This is a genomic window from Klebsiella sp. NPDC088457 (assembly GCF_044900465.1).
GTDB lineage: Bacteria > Pseudomonadota > Gammaproteobacteria > Enterobacterales > Enterobacteriaceae > Klebsiella.
In genome coordinates this window covers 1-13,880 of the sequence record NZ_JBJDNH010000070.1, presented here as the reverse complement: position 1 = coordinate 13,880, position 13,880 = coordinate 1, and the positions used below count along the sequence as shown (strand labels likewise).

The window sequence follows — 13,880 nt, the reverse complement described above, 5'->3', positions numbered from 1 at the left end:
CAGATGGAGTGATCCGTGCCGGAACGTCACTTCACAGCTGACATTGAGTGATTCAGGTGTCGCAGCAGCTACAGGTTGTGACCGTGAGGAGGTTGTAGGGACAACATCTTCGGCATCAAGTGTTATCGGGAGCAGCTCAGGCATGCTGTTTTCTGTTGTTGAAGGAGAACGTAGTTTTCCTTCGCGCCAGTACTGGCGCCACTTGAACAGCAGATTATCGTTGATCCCATGCTCACGAGCGAGTTGCGCTACGGAGATGTATGTTCGAATCGATATTTCAAACATTTTGATTTTGAACTCAACGGGATAATTAGGGCTTTTTTTACGCACTGCGGTTAATGATTTCATGGATAGCGTCCACCATATTTGGTGTCCACTATCCTCTCAGGAATTTCAGGATCTGCCAGACGGTGCTGAGATGACGCATACTCTTAAACTCAGGTTGAACATGGACAAGACCAGGATCTATTAGGCGACAATTACCCCTTCCGCATCGCGACAATTACTCTGGCCTGTTTGTAATCTGAGCGTCCTGTTTCTTCTTTCCAGGGAGAGGTTGTGACGCTGAATACCAGACAGGTCAGTTTTTACATGGCTCAACGTAATAAAGGTCTTACCCAGGAAGCCGCTGCGGCCACCACCGGCATCTCTGTTCGCTCCGGACGACGTATTGAAAAAGGGCAGTGGCAATCATCAGGTGAGCGACACTGGCGGACACGTCAGGACCCTCTGGAAGCGGTCTGGCTCAGTGATGTGCTTCCTTTACTCGCTTCCCGTCCGCAGATCTCGCCGATAACGGTTCTCGAATATCTGCAGGATAAATATCCGGGCCAGTATCCCGATAAGGTGCGCCGGACGCTGCAGCGTCGTATCCGCACCTGGAAAGCCTGCCACGGTGAGGAGCGGGAGATCATGTTCCGCCAGGAGCATCTGCCGGGAATGCGGGCGCTGTCAGATTTTACCCAGCTGAAAGGTACGGTTATCACCATTAACGGTTGCCCGCTGGAACATAAGTTCTTCCACTTCCGCCTTGAATGGAGTCGCTGGAGCTGGATGCGGGTTGTCACCGGTGGCGAGAGCTTCACCGCTCTGGCCGAAGGGTTGCAGGAGGCGCTTGGTCAGTTTGGCGGAGTACCAACAGAACACCGTACAGACAGTCTGGCTGCGGCATGGAAAAACCTGAGTGAGGAAGACCACCGGGATCAGACCGCGCGCTATGCCGGGTTGTGCGAACACTACGGTATGACTCCCTCCCGCAATAACAGCGGACGTGGCCATGAAAATGGTTCAGTGGAGTCGGCTCACGGGCACCTCAAGGAGCGTATACGGCAGGCCCTGCTGCTGCGTGGAAATAACAACTTCATTTCCCTGAATGAATATCGCCAGTTCGTCACACAGCAGGTACTGCGTCATAACCAGCGCAATCAGGATCTGGTCCGTCAGGAGTTGGCGCTTCTGAAGCCCCTTCCTCAGCGACGGTGAACGAGATGCTTCTGAAGCTGGATCGCTACCGGGTGATAGTGATAGACGACCAGGGCTATGTCAAACGGGACAACGCGGAAACGGGCGTGCTGTTCGAACTTATCGCGCACCGGTACGAATGAGGAAGCCTGATCATCACAAGTAACCATCCGTTCAGCACGTGGGGCAGTATCTTCGTGGACGAAACAATGGCGGTGGCAGCGGCTGACAGGCTGTTTCACCACGGATATATCTTCGAAGTTACAGGAGAAAGTTACAGAAAGAAAACGTCAAAAGCAGTCACCCAGCAGTCAGATAAGAAATAACTCAAAGGCGGCCAGAGTAGTTGACGCGTACCGGCCAAGGTAGTTGACGTCTATCTTCGATTACCTTGAAGTGTTCTACAACCGGGCCGGACGCCACAGCCATGTCCGCGGCGTCAGCCCGGAGGCCTTTGAACAGGCCTCGTCGTGAGGACAGAATTTGTCTACCGATGTGGGGTCAGTCCACTTCGGGAATAAACCAAGCGCGCGGATAGTGGCGTCACAACGGCGGCAGCAATGGAGAGTATAGTAATCAGTATATAGCCGGAAGCGAGATTGATGTGTTGCAGCATAATTCCCATCACGACTGGGCCGACGAACATGCCGCTGGAATAGATGGTCTGAAAAAGGCCCATACGCGTAGATTGTTCATCGGCAGTCGTATTCACAATACTAAGGGACATAAAAGCGGCGAATGCCATTCCAAACGAGAAGCCCGCCAACGCCTGCAAAAAATAGATGACAGTCAGGCTGTGAGTAAACGGAATGCCTAATGTGGAAATAGCCTGGAGTAGAATGCCCACAAGGGCTGTTTTCACCAGTCCAATACGGCGGTAAAACACTGAACTGCATAGGGCAATTGCCAGCGCATAGAATATGAGATGGAGATTACTTAGTATTGTCAGAATACCGGCCCTCGCGCCAAGTTGTTCAGCGTAAATAGGTGTAAGCGTGTCACGTGTGGCAAAAGGAACCAGAATTACGATGGTCGCCAGAATCCCGATCAGCCAAATCGAACTGTCAGTGATCTGTTTACGTGTACCGTCGATACAAGCCTTAATCGTCGGGACTTTAATGGGATTGTGTACATCTCTGATACGGGTCGTCAGCGCAAGTGCCAGCAGGGCAGAAATACAGGAAAGGAAAAATGCGATGTTGTTAGCAAAATAATTAATCAGCAGACCGCCAATGCAATTACCCAAAAAAACACCTATGGGTCCTGCCAGCGCCAACATTGCCACGGCTGCCGGGGCTTCTGAGCGGTCGAAGTATCGTATAAACAAAATGTTATAGAGCACCCAGGTAGCTGCTGTAACACCATCTGCAGCTTTTGCCAAATAGAGGGTTACCGCATTGGGTTCAAGCCAGGCAAGCGGCCAGGCTACAATGGGTAGTAACAGGCTCAACTGGATAAAGATTTTCCGGCTTTTGATTACGTCGGAAATGACGCCAAGTGGAAAACGAATCAGCAGCGTTGCCAGGCCGCCAGCTCCCATGATGAGACCCATGACTTGAGGCTCAATACCCTGATTAATCATCATAGGAGCCAGAAAGGCATCAATACTGTGGATGCAAATGAAAAACAACACACTGATAATAAAAAAGAGCCGGGCTTCCGGTCGTTGCAACATTGTCCGAAACATGGTCGCGAACCTCTTAAAATGAAATGAATTATGGGTTATAGCTTCTACAGATTGAGTCCCTTTGTCAGAGTCCAATTTACCTAGTGTTGAAATGACTATGTCGATGCTGCAATGCATACGTATTCACCAGCTAAGCTATGAAAATATTGTTAACCTGTAAAGTAAAATATTTTTTTGTGAAAAAAAGGTATTGCATGTTGCATACGCATGCAAAAATGGTGTAAGTATAAAAAACACCCGCTAACCGGAGCGCATTAGACTCTGCCTTTGCCTCATTGGCGAAGAATCACGGCGGTATATTCTCAGGAGCGAGCAGATATGAGCATAAGGAATTCCTATTTATGAAGCGCAAGACTTATACAGCGGTAACCTCAATGCAGGTCGCTCAGTTGGCAGGGGTATCGCAGTCTGCAGTATCACGCACGTTTACGCCCGGGGCGAGTATATCCCCCTTAACTCGTGAGAAAGTACTGAAAGCTGCTCGTGAACTTGGTTACCGTCCTAATGCTATTGCTCGCTCCCTTAATACAGCAAGATCACGCATCATTGGTGTGGTTATTTCTTATATGGATAATCCATTTTATCCTCAGGTTCTCGAAGAGCTGGCCCAGAAACTGGACACCTTGAACTATCATCTTCTGCTGTTTGTGGGCGACAGAGAAGGGAATGTGGATCGCATTTTTGATCAGATTATGCAGTATCGCGTTGATGGGATTGTTCTGGCATCGATAACGCTATCTATGGAACTTTCGGAGGAATGTCTGGCGGCAGGTATTCCCGTGGTGCTGTTCAACCAGAGCGATGAAAGCGGAATTGTTTCAAGCGTGAATAGTAGCAATATAGTTGCTGCTCGTCAGGTTGCGGAGTTTTTGCTTGCAGGTGGACATCAGCGTTTTGCCTATGTAGGCGGGAGGGCTGATTCCTCAGTGAATATCGCACGACAGGACGGCTATGTGTCTGCGCTGCAAGATCATGGCATCAACAATGTACAAATTGTTAACGGCAATTATGACTCACAGCAAACCACCTGCGCGGCTTATGCGCTCTTTTCGTCATCACCAGTACCTGATGCCGTTTTTGTGGCCAGCGATTATATGGCCGTCCGGGTGATGGATGTCGCTCGCTACGAGTTTGGGTTATGTATCCCTGAAGAAGTTTCAGTCATAGGCTATGATAATTCGGGCCCGTCTGGCTGGCCCGCATATATGCTGACATCCGTCTCACAGCCAGTGGAGGCCATGGTCAGCGTAACGGTGGAGCTGCTTATGAAACAGATTGAGAGCGGTACCATTGAGGCTGAGCAAATTGTCGTGCCAGGTATGCTGGTTGTTCGGCACTCAGCACGCCGTCCGGACAGCGGCATTGTTGACAGAGAGGGTTTTTCCTTATTCCAGCCACAGGAGATTAAATGAACAGGTTGCCGGGTTTCAGCCCCCAGTTCGACTCTATCCAGCAGTTTATTATGACTCTGACACATGTAGTATGGGAGCAAAGGGATATTGGCCAACTGGCGGACTTTTACGCTATGCCAGTAGTTTTTATTACGCCGGAAAAGCAACTGAATGATCTCAACCAGTTTATGCGTTCAACGCTTGAAGCAATGCACAGTTTCCCCCAGCGCACTGTACTTACCGAGGATATCCTCTGCACTCTTAACCCTGGCGAAGCACATTACGCTTCGCAGCGCACAGTAGCCTGCATTCGTCATCTGGGGGACGGTTTTTTCGGTCCGCCTACCGGCAAAAACGTTTGGGTGCGCACATGGGCCGACAGAATCTGTGCGGATGGATCCGTGCGACAGGAATGGCTTTTGCAGGACCGGGCTGCGATCGTCACGCAACTGGGAATGGATGTTCGGACCTTTGCTGGTAGTCTCGGCGCCGCACGCCAGCAGTTTGGGCTTGAAGCTGAAACTGCGGAGATGCTTGATGCGAGATGGGCTGGCGGGCCTGAAGGGGATTATGCGGAGGGAGTGATTGCTGGAGTGGTGGAGCGTTATCTGACCATGTGGGCGGGCGGGAATAGCGGTACGGTTCCTGGTCTTTATCATCCGGCCGCGACACTTTATGCGCCATGCCATGAAACGGCAACTGGAGAAAATGAAATTGGGGCTTTGCTGTCTGGCTATCGTGCTTCGTTTGCCGAAAGTGAAACCCGATTACATCATCTGATTATACGTAAAGATGAAAATGAACCCATACGTATTTCTCTGCGCTGGTCTTTATTAACCTGGCACGATGGATATGGCAAATTTGGCGCTCCCAGCCGCAAACCTGTTTCTGTTAGCGGCATTAGCCAACTTGAATTACGTGACGGGTTAATTATTCGTGAATACTTGGGAGTTGATGAATTAGCCGTTTGGTCGCAAATCGTTAATTAACGAAGGGGCCTTGGCTTCCTTTGTTATTATTTTTTAAATCCTGACGTTCCTGCCGGAATTAATTTTTATCTTCTGGTTCCTTTCGCTAATTTCAAAAGTGGAGGGTTCTTACTCTCTGAAATATAGGAGGTTATATGTCTTCAACCGAAGCACCGAATAAAGCCCCATCAGTACCTGAAAAAAATAATACTAAGTCAGCGAAAGAGGAGCCTGTTTTACAGGTAGAGCGTCGCGACTTTGTCGACCTCGTGCCCGATAAACGCCCGCGAGTACAATCATTAAGAGGTTTTGATGATTGCTATACTGATATTGTTGATTATATAGTAAGATGCACTCACAAAATATGGGACGAGCGTGATGTCGGCCTTATATATACGCATTATACTCATAATTGCGTGGTCTATACCCCTTTGGTCACAATGTATAATCGTGAGCAGGTAGTTCAGAGTACCTTGCAACGCCTTATTGCTTTACCAGAGCGGCATGGAATGGCAACGCAGGTTATTTGGAACGGAAATGATGTGGACGGTTTCTATACTTCGCATTTGGTTACTGGTAGCGGGCGTCATACCCAGTATAGCCATTTAGGTAAGCCGACCAACCGTACTTTTGTCACTCGCACCATCGCCGACTGCATGATCCATGAGAACAAAATTTACCGTGAATGGGTCGTTAGTGACAATATGTCGCTAATGAAGCAGCTTGGGCTGGATACCCATGATGTCGCCTTTAATATGGCAAAAGAACAGTTTGATAAAGGGTTCCGTGTTACAGACATCGGTGAAAATGGACGTATGCTTGGTCAGTATCCACCTGAGGTAGAGTGTGATGTATCCATTGCTCATTCGGACATAGAAGCGCAATGCCTGCGCTGGATGCACGAAATTTATAATCGCCGTATGCTCGGGAAAATCAAAGCGGTTTATGCACCCAATGTTCAGTGGCACGGCCCATTAATGAAAGAGCTATATGGTATCGCTGCTGTTATTCACCAGACTCTGGCTCTGATCGCTATGGTGCCTGATGGCGCCTGGATCCCGCAGCATATATGTTCTAATCCCTGTGATGAAGGCGGCGTAAAAGTGGCGGTTCGTTGGATCATGGAAGGCCATCACTTGGGATATGGTGAATTGGGCAAGCCCACCGGCGAGCGCCTGTTTGTTATGGGCATGTCGCATTACCATATTATCAACGGGAAAATTGTTGATGAATGGGTGGTTTACGATCATCTTGCTCTTTTGGCACAAATTAAGTTGGGGCAAATGGAAAAAGCACAATAACTGTGTAAGCTATTCGTGATCAGAGATGGTGGCTCAAATGCCCATCGGAGCATGATGTGCTGCTATACCGCTCTTTTACTGGGCAGGTAAGTGACAGGCTTGTTAAGGTTAAAGTGAGTCGGGTCAGGTGCTCTGAGGCTTTCCGTACCACTGGCTGTGCCGCAACTGTGTGATTTAAGGTTTCTGTTAAATTGTTCGAGCTGGCGGTGGGGCCGCCGGCTCCTCAAATGAGCTATGATAAAAAATTTTCGATTTAGTCAGAGCACATTTAGTCAATTTAGCTTGACTAAGTGTCTGAATCAAACTGACCCTGACCCAAAATCCTGCTCCATTCAGAAACAGAATTCCGGCATGATAATGACTCCCCTGAACGGAGGATCTGCCGATGAAAAAGTCACGATTCACCGAAGAGCGGATTGTTTTTGCCCTGAAGCAGGCTGAACTGGGTACATCAGTGCCGGGCGTCTGTCGCAAGCCATTGATTTTCTCCACTTGTGACAGGCATTACAAGTTGTAGAAAATGGCTGAGTAAAACGCGAACTGGATGCATTCAATAGGTATCATGGTTCTGAATTTGCAGGGAAAATGCTAGAGAGATGGGTGTACGAAAGAGGCATCAGAATCTACTTCTCACGCCCGGGAACACCGACGGACAATGCGACGGTGGAGTCCTTCAACGGCAGGTTACGGCAGGAATGCCTGAACGAAAACTGGTTCATGTCCCTGGAGGATGCACGGTGCAAAATCGAGGCCTGGCGCATACACTATAATCAGAGACGTCCCCATTCTGCGCTGGACTGGATCACACCATCTGAATTTGCTGAAAAGTCTGCCGGTTTCCTGAAATCGCGGATAGCGTTCAGCCGCCACGGTCAGCGCCATAATGACCGGTTCATCACGTCGCGTATCCGGCTGATAACGAAATACCATCCTGCTCAGCGACAATGTCCTGCATGCCTGGCGTAAGCTCATGGCAAACTGCGCGGTCAGATAGCTGACCAGATCACGCTTTATCGCTGGTTTTAAAGCTTTTTTTCAATAACGTCTTTCAGGGCGCGGCACTCGAGACTCAGGTCCGCAAACATCTGTTTCAGCCGGCGGTTTTCATCCTCAAGGTCTTTCATCTTTTTGATATCAGAGGCTTCCATGCCGCCGAATTTCGCTTTCCAGTTGTAGTACGAGGCCTCAGAGATCCCGGCCTCGCGGCAGACATCCTTAACGGTGTGTCTGGCTTCGACGGACTTAAAAACGGCGATAATCTGGTGTTCGGTGAATCGGGCTATGCGCATGGCGATCTCCTCCGGGGACATAATCAGGATGCCGGAAGATCTCTAAAAATGAATGGTCCGGTTAAGCGGGATACTTACAGAGGTACTGACGATTTTTCCGCACTATTCGTTTGATCCGGAAACGTTATATGGTGCCGTTGACGGGCAGAAGTTTGGCATTGAACGGCCGACAGTAAAGGCCCGACATTGACGTAAATACTTCAGCCGCGGTAAAGGCATGATGGCCTACACGCTGTTGTGTAACTATTATATTATCAATCATATCAATGATCCTAATTCTGTTCATTTACGACTGACCAACACCGGATGCTGGCCACCACAACCAGCCTACCGTGAAAATTTTTTGGCCGAAGGGGATACGGAGCCTAAAAGTTACTTTTAGAGAAATATATTTTTTGGCATCACAAATACCGATTAAATTATTTATATTTAACATAAGATAGATTATACGAACTAGTTTTGTAGTAGCAAAGTTGTAATGTCCGCCTTGGGCTAAGTTAAGATGTCCGTCATGTATAATCAACAAGAAGATCACCATGACGGCTCATGCAGCGGAGTTTTTTACATTGGATGAAGTTAACCGACTCAAAATCATTCAGGATGTTGTTGATCGCCGTCTGACAACTCAAATGGCAGCTCAGCGACTGGGCATCTCGGATCGCCAGTGCAGACGCCTTCTGTCGCGTTACCGTGAATCTGGCCCACTTGGTATGGCTAATCGTCGTCGCGGGAAACCCAGCAATAATCAGTTGCCTGATGGTCTTGCCCGGTATGCACTCAGTATTATACGTGAGCGCTATACAGACTTTGGGCCGACTCTGGCGTGTGAAAAGCTTGCAGAACTGCACGATGTCCACCTGTCCAAAGAGACTGTCCGGTCGCTCATGGTTAAAGCCGGTCTCTGGGTCCCTCGTAAGCAACGTGCGCCAAAAATTCAGCAGCCACGCTATCGCCGGGCCTGTTGTGGCGAACTGATACAGATAGATGGCTGTGACCACCATTGGTTCGAGAACCGTGCTCCAGCCTGTACCGTGCTGGTTTACGTTGATGATGCAACGAGCCGACTGATGCAGCTCCGCTTTGTAAAATCGGAATCAACATTCACCTATTTTGAGGCCACACGAGGCTACCTGGAAAAACATGGTAAACCGCTGGCGTTATACAGCGACAAAGCCAGTGTATTCAGAATAAACAACAAAAATGCCACTGGTGGCGATGGCTTTACCCAGTTTGGGCGTGCGATGCATGAACTGAATATCCAGACTATCTGCGCGAATACCAGCTCTGCCAAAGGCCGCGTGGAACGCGCTCATCTGACGCTTCAGGACCGACTGGTAAAAGAACTCCGGCTCAGGGGAATTTCTTCTGTTGACGCAGCCAATGAGTATGCTGATGAGTTTATGGACGATTATAACCGGCGCTTTGCCAAAGCTCCCCGACATGACTTTGATGTGCATCGGCCACTTGAACATGATGATGATCTGGCTGCCTTTTACACATGGCGGGAACCGCGCCGCGTTTCGAAATCTCTGACGGTTCAGTATGACAAAGTGCTCTATCTTATTGAAGATAGTGAAATAAGTCGCAAAGCAATCGGGAAATATATAGAGGTCTGGCACTATCCGGATGGCCTAAAAGAACTCAGGCTTAACGGCGTAGCTCTTCTCTACTCCACTTATGATCGCCTGTCGGAAATCGACCAAGGAGCTATCGTGGACAACAAGCGGCTCGGACGTACACTGGAATATATCAAACTGGTTCAGGACAAACGCGACAATAACCGTTCTCAGGCAATACATGCTGGCGATGGGCCTTCACGGCGGCGCAGGAAACCAACTGATAAAAAATCCCAGCGCTCACTGAACGGCGACGATATGCTGGAAGCTTTGAAAGTTTTACAGAGTCGTTCTGATGAAATATTTGGAACTAATACTCAAAAGACGTAGGGATTAATTCAGTAATATTACCAGGATATATTATATCCTGAGTCCTGGAAAGCTCATCAATACTCCACCAATGGTGGCGACTGATAAGGGATTTTTCATTATCAGTCCATCCGTGAATGTGGATTTCTTCTTTATTGGAAAATATGACAAAAAAACGCTCTTCTGCCAGAACAGTTTCCCCACTTGGAAGTGTCATTTCAAAAGTTCTTTGCGCCACACATTCCCCAACATCATCCCTGACAATACCTGTTTCTTCGTTTAGTTCTCTGATAGCCGCCTGTTCAAAAGATTCACCGTGTTCAACACCACCACCAGGCGTGGCCCAGTATGACTTACCTGCCAGTGCATCATTTGTATGAACAAAACGAAACAACAGTACTTGCCTGAAAGAGTTGATGATAAGTTATCGGGCTGAACACCGAATGCGCATATCTTACGTCCATAGTTAGCTAAAGAGATATATTTAGTTTAAACAACAAGTTACAGGTGTAAACAGAAACAGATGTAGTTTATTTAAGGTGCTATTTCAGATGCTCCGCACCAATAAGCGCTATACGAAGATGTTTTTGAATGAAATCTGCTTTATAAATGCTGTATTGGTGAGAATTATTTTCACATAATAGCATCGCGTTTTTTTTCATTAAGGCGTACTGAGCGGCCACATCATTGTTTTTAATCAGATAATCACGAAATGCCAGATGTTTTATTATTTGAGCATCCCCAGTAGTGAAAGCATGGATATGATGACTGCGCTGGTTTCCACCTTTTGTGAAGTACCTACGATTTGAAATGCCATTTTCACCACGCACAGTATATCCGGCACGCTCCATTGCCTGATTCATGCTGTCCAGTTCAGCAAGATTAGTAACTTCAATTAATATATCTATCACTGGTTTAGCTGATAATCCAGGCACTGAGGTGCTACCAATATGGTGAATCTGGGATATCACTTTACCAAGTGTTATCTGCAACAGAGAACGCTCGCTCTCAAATAACCTAGGCCACATGTCATCATAGTCAACAACAGTTAGCATTCGCATATTCAACAATCTCACATTTTTAATTAGTTTTGAGCATTCACAATGAGGGGGAATCCCATTCCCTCTTTGATTTTTTCTACGTTAGCTCTGGACGTCAGCTTTTCTATTAAAGTAAATGCGACATTAATGGCTGTTGCAGGACTTTGCGATGTAATGATATTACCATCCACTACAATTGGGCGTTGAATGACATTCACACCCATTTCTGATAACTGCGTTTGACGTTTACTGCTCTGATTATACGTAGTACCCATTCTACCTTGAAGAGCACCGCTTTTTGCTACTGCTAAAGCGCCAACACAGACAGAAGCGATAATTTTGTTTTGGTTGTTAAATGATTGAAATGTCTGAACTTCTATCGCGGCTGACATCATGCCGGTAAGCGGATCAACCGGTAACTGTCCGGAGGTTATAACCATGTTTCCCGTGTTCACGCCCTGAACGTAGGGGCCAATCGCCGCAGGGGCATTTTTGGTATTGATAACAGTCATTACACTATATCTCTCTGCAGTTACATAAAGGTGTTTAACAGAACCAGCGAGCCGACCCCGCTGATAACAACCCAAACCAGCCCAAACCTGAAGCTAATCAACGTGCAGATAATCGCGGCAATAACCTTGGGGTTGTGAAGATCAAACTCCATATGTGAATTGACACCCAGTATCTGGACGGTAATTATTGCGGGTAGAACTGCTACGGGAACAAAGCGAAGCGTCTTTTTCACGCGTTCACTCATATCCAGCTTTCCGGCTATTCCGATAAAGGAGAAACGGATCAGAAATGTTACTGCGGCCATTCCCAGCGTCAGTGCTAAAAAATAGCTGTTACTCATGTCCGGCCTCCTTATTATTAGTGAGCATAAGCTCCATACTGGTATTCCCGTTGTTAAGCTTTCTTTCCTCTGCCAGGTCCACAGCTAATCCAGCCAGGACACCCAATAATGAAGCTACAACGATCCCCAGGGACCAGGGCAAAACAACCAGCAATACTCCGGATACGGAGGCTACCAGAGCGGCAACCGTACAGGCCTGACTTTTAATCTGCGGCACCACAATAGCGATAAATGCGGCAACCATCGCAAAATCAAGGCCGTATTTCTGGATGTCCGGGAAAGAAGAACCGATGATTGCTCCCAGGAAATTCGCCAGCACCCAAAATCCCCAGAAAGTCAGCATGACTGAAAAATAGAAAAGATATTTATCACTTTTGTTTTCATGCATGTTTTTGACAGTGGTAGCGTATACTTCATCTGTCAGGGCCCAGGACATAAAACATTTTTTCAAAAAAGAGGCGTCCCTTATTTCCCCTGCCATAGACGCACTGTATAAAACATGGCGAAGGTTTATAACGAAGGTGGTAAAAATAATTACGCCAAGGCTGGTTCCAGTTTTTAGCATATTTAACGCCAGCATTTGTGCTGAACCGGCAATCACAATACATGACCATGCGGTGCTCTGCCAGACACTCATTCCCAGGCTTACGCTGAGCGCGCCAACGATAAACGAAAACGGGAAATCGCCAATACACAGGGGCATGACAGCGCTCACCCCCCGTAAAATTATCGCCTTTTTATTCATTATCTGTCTCCTGAACGGGTTTGCATGCATGGACTCAACTGTGTGTCAGTGCGGCCTTTTCCGTCATAATGTGGATGATTTCCCTGTCAGTGGCGGGCATGGCTTTAACAACCAGCCGGCTCAGATTATCTATCGTTTGTTCCGCATTGTGACTCACAATCCCGTCGAGAGGGCTGACCTGTATTCCCTGCCGGGCCATGAGCACTGACCTGAATGCACTCATCGTGGCGGTGGAAACCTTCATGGCGCAACTGTTGGATGCTCCATCGCAGATGATCCCACTGACATCGCTGACCATATTAATGATGGTTGCCTGGATTACACTCAGATCGCGGGTGAACAGCCAGGCCATTCCTGCAGCGGCACCCATTGCCGCAGTTGAGGCAGCACACAGAGCGGAAAGCCGCGTGTAGCGGACATGAACAGAAATAGCAACCAGGTGGGATAATGCCAGCGCCCGGATAAGTTCCTCCCGACTGCTTTTCAGCTCATCAGCAAGGACTACTACCGGCATTGTCGCCGCGATCCCCTGGTTACCTGAACCAAAGTTAGACATGGCCGTCACCGCAGCACCTCCCATCCTGGCATCTGATGCGGCTACCGTTTTGATCAGCATGCGTGACAGAAGGTCATCGCTCATCAGGCCCTGCCTGACGGTGGTAGCCAGTGTACCCGCGATATTCAGCCCATAAGGTCTTCGCTGGCCTTCCTGAGACAACGCAGCGTTAAGGCGAGCCGCCTCCAGAATAAACTCAATCTTTTCCAGAGAAACTGTCGTGATGAAATTAAATGCATCCTCAATAGAAAAACTTTGCGGTGAAGCTTCAGCGTCTTGCTCATCTGCTTTTGGTACCAGAGTCACAGGCTTTTCATTAATATAAAGTTCTTCAATACGGGTATGGCCTTTTTTTATAACCACCCGACAGTTGTTAACGGCTCCTGTTGCTGTAAGGTCGATATGGATAAAGTCGGGGGTATCCTGAGCGGAAATATTCACCCGCCTATTGTTGACCATTTCCTGTGCCTGCTTCGTTTGTACGTCCGTGAGTCCCCTGAGGGTTTCTAAATAGCTGCGCCGAATACCGCTACACTTTTGCCAGCCCATGTTTACCTCCGGGGAATGGGCTGGCCGTTTCCATAAAGTGACGAACTTTTTTCAACAGTTGCCACATTGAACGGCATTGATGATTGCGCGTTATCGTGTCATGAAGCGCCTGCCA

11 protein-coding genes and 7 pseudogenes are annotated in these 13,880 nt (G+C 48.1%); 8 read left to right on the top strand and 10 right to left on the bottom strand.

From position 1 onward, the window contains the following. On the bottom strand, window positions 1–348 hold a 348-nt coding region (locus tag ACI2JR_RS26495; protein WP_462479879.1), incomplete at its 3' end, for a transposase. Between the two features lie 210 nt (window positions 349–558). On the opposite strand from ACI2JR_RS26495, the pseudogene istA reads away from it, so the two are divergent. Then, a pseudogene (gene istA, locus ACI2JR_RS26490) lies at window positions 559–1,479 on the top strand (IS21 family transposase); the annotation flags it as partial. 2 nt (window positions 1,480–1,481) lie between these two features. Beyond that, a pseudogene (locus ACI2JR_RS26485) lies at window positions 1,482–1,787 on the top strand (ATP-binding protein); the annotation flags it as partial. Between the two features lie 161 nt (window positions 1,788–1,948). On the opposite strand, the gene ACI2JR_RS26480 reads toward ACI2JR_RS26485, so the two are convergent. Beyond that, window positions 1,949–3,265 carry an MFS transporter gene (locus ACI2JR_RS26480; protein ID WP_462479878.1) on the bottom strand — a complete coding sequence of 439 codons (1,317 nt, stop codon included), beginning with the start codon at window positions 3,263–3,265 and terminating at the stop codon, window positions 1,949–1,951. 224 nt (window positions 3,266–3,489) lie between these two features. Between ACI2JR_RS26480 and ACI2JR_RS26475 the strand changes: the two genes are divergently transcribed. The 4 genes and pseudogenes from ACI2JR_RS26475 to ACI2JR_RS26460 all read left to right on the top strand — a co-directional run. Continuing rightward, on the top strand, window positions 3,490–4,560 hold the full coding sequence (locus ACI2JR_RS26475) for a LacI family DNA-binding transcriptional regulator (RefSeq protein WP_462479877.1): 1,071 nt from the start codon (window positions 3,490–3,492) through the stop codon (window positions 4,558–4,560). Beyond that, window positions 4,557–5,528, top strand: a complete 972-nt coding sequence (locus ACI2JR_RS26470; protein WP_462479876.1) for a nuclear transport factor 2 family protein — start codon at window positions 4,557–4,559, stop codon at window positions 5,526–5,528. Before ACI2JR_RS26475 ends, ACI2JR_RS26470 begins: the two co-directional genes overlap by 4 nt. Window positions 5,529–5,662: 134 nt before the next feature. After that, a complete protein-coding gene (locus tag ACI2JR_RS26465; RefSeq protein WP_462479875.1) occupies window positions 5,663–6,808 on the top strand; it encodes an ester cyclase in 1,146 nt (381 codons plus the stop codon). A 561-nt stretch (window positions 6,809–7,369) separates the two neighbouring features. Beyond that, window positions 7,370–7,639 (top strand): annotated as a pseudogene (locus ACI2JR_RS26460) (integrase core domain-containing protein); the annotation flags it as partial. Window positions 7,640–7,651: 12 nt separating this feature from the next. Here the strand turns inward: ACI2JR_RS26460 and ACI2JR_RS26455 are convergent. Next, window positions 7,652–8,097: pseudogene (locus ACI2JR_RS26455) on the bottom strand (transposase); the annotation flags it as partial. An 85-nt stretch (window positions 8,098–8,182) separates the two neighbouring features. On the opposite strand from ACI2JR_RS26455, the pseudogene ACI2JR_RS26450 reads away from it, so the two are divergent. Continuing rightward, window positions 8,183–8,356 (top strand): annotated as a pseudogene (locus ACI2JR_RS26450) (Tn3 family transposase); the annotation flags it as partial. 277 nt (window positions 8,357–8,633) lie between these two features. Continuing rightward, entirely contained in the window at window positions 8,634–10,043 is a 1,410-nt protein-coding gene (locus tag ACI2JR_RS26445; protein ID WP_462479874.1) for an ISNCY family transposase, read from the top strand. Here ACI2JR_RS26445 and ACI2JR_RS26440 read toward each other — a convergent pair. The 7 genes and pseudogenes from ACI2JR_RS26440 to ACI2JR_RS26410 all read right to left on the bottom strand — a co-directional run. Further along, the gene (locus ACI2JR_RS26440) at window positions 10,024–10,443 is read right to left on the bottom strand and encodes an NUDIX hydrolase (RefSeq protein ID WP_462479880.1); all 420 of its coding nucleotides are present in this window, start codon (window positions 10,441–10,443) and stop codon (window positions 10,024–10,026) included. The genes ACI2JR_RS26445 and ACI2JR_RS26440 overlap by 20 nt on opposite strands. Window positions 10,444–10,564: 121 nt before the next feature. Beyond that, a complete protein-coding gene (locus ACI2JR_RS26435; RefSeq protein WP_462479873.1) occupies window positions 10,565–11,083 on the bottom strand; it encodes a GrpB family protein in 519 nt (172 codons plus the stop codon). 113 nt (window positions 11,084–11,196) lie between these two features. Beyond that, window positions 11,197–11,574: pseudogene (locus ACI2JR_RS26430) on the bottom strand (DJ-1/PfpI family protein); the annotation flags it as partial. 20 nt (window positions 11,575–11,594) lie between these two features. Next, window positions 11,595–11,915 carry an AzlD domain-containing protein gene (locus ACI2JR_RS26425; protein WP_395488849.1) on the bottom strand — a complete coding sequence of 107 codons (321 nt, stop codon included), beginning with the start codon at window positions 11,913–11,915 and terminating at the stop codon, window positions 11,595–11,597. Next, entirely contained in the window at window positions 11,908–12,660 is a 753-nt protein-coding gene (locus tag ACI2JR_RS26420; protein ID WP_462479872.1) for an AzlC family ABC transporter permease, read from the bottom strand. Before ACI2JR_RS26420 ends, ACI2JR_RS26425 begins: the two co-directional genes overlap by 8 nt. Before the next feature lie 34 nt (window positions 12,661–12,694). Further along, entirely contained in the window at window positions 12,695–13,765 is a 1,071-nt protein-coding gene (locus ACI2JR_RS26415) for a serine dehydratase subunit alpha family protein (protein WP_462479871.1), read from the bottom strand. Continuing rightward, a pseudogene (locus ACI2JR_RS26410) lies at window positions 13,746–13,880 on the bottom strand (IS630 family transposase); the annotation flags it as partial. The gene ACI2JR_RS26415 and the pseudogene ACI2JR_RS26410, both read right to left, overlap by 20 nt.

Bases quoted from the DNA above. Each gene is read 5' to 3' on its own strand.
- ACI2JR_RS26465 (WP_462479875.1), top strand. From the start codon at position 5,663: ATGTCTTCAACCGAAGCACCGAATAAAGCCCCATCAGTACCTGAAAAA.
- ACI2JR_RS26480 (WP_462479878.1), bottom strand. From the start codon at position 3,265: ATGCATTGCAGCATCGACATAGTCATTTCAACACTAGGTAAATTGGAC.
- ACI2JR_RS26475 (WP_462479877.1), top strand. From the start codon at position 3,490: ATGAAGCGCAAGACTTATACAGCGGTAACCTCAATGCAGGTCGCTCAG.
- ACI2JR_RS26435 (WP_462479873.1), bottom strand. From the start codon at position 11,083: ATGCGAATGCTAACTGTTGTTGACTATGATGACATGTGGCCTAGGTTA.
- ACI2JR_RS26420 (WP_462479872.1), bottom strand. From the start codon at position 12,660: ATGAATAAAAAGGCGATAATTTTACGGGGGGTGAGCGCTGTCATGCCC.
- ACI2JR_RS26415 (WP_462479871.1), bottom strand. From the start codon at position 13,765: ATGGGCTGGCAAAAGTGTAGCGGTATTCGGCGCAGCTATTTAGAAACC.
- ACI2JR_RS26470 (WP_462479876.1), top strand. From the start codon at position 4,557: ATGAACAGGTTGCCGGGTTTCAGCCCCCAGTTCGACTCTATCCAGCAG.
- ACI2JR_RS26425 (WP_395488849.1), bottom strand. From the start codon at position 11,915: ATGAGTAACAGCTATTTTTTAGCACTGACGCTGGGAATGGCCGCAGTA.
- ACI2JR_RS26445 (WP_462479874.1), top strand. From the start codon at position 8,634: ATGACGGCTCATGCAGCGGAGTTTTTTACATTGGATGAAGTTAACCGA.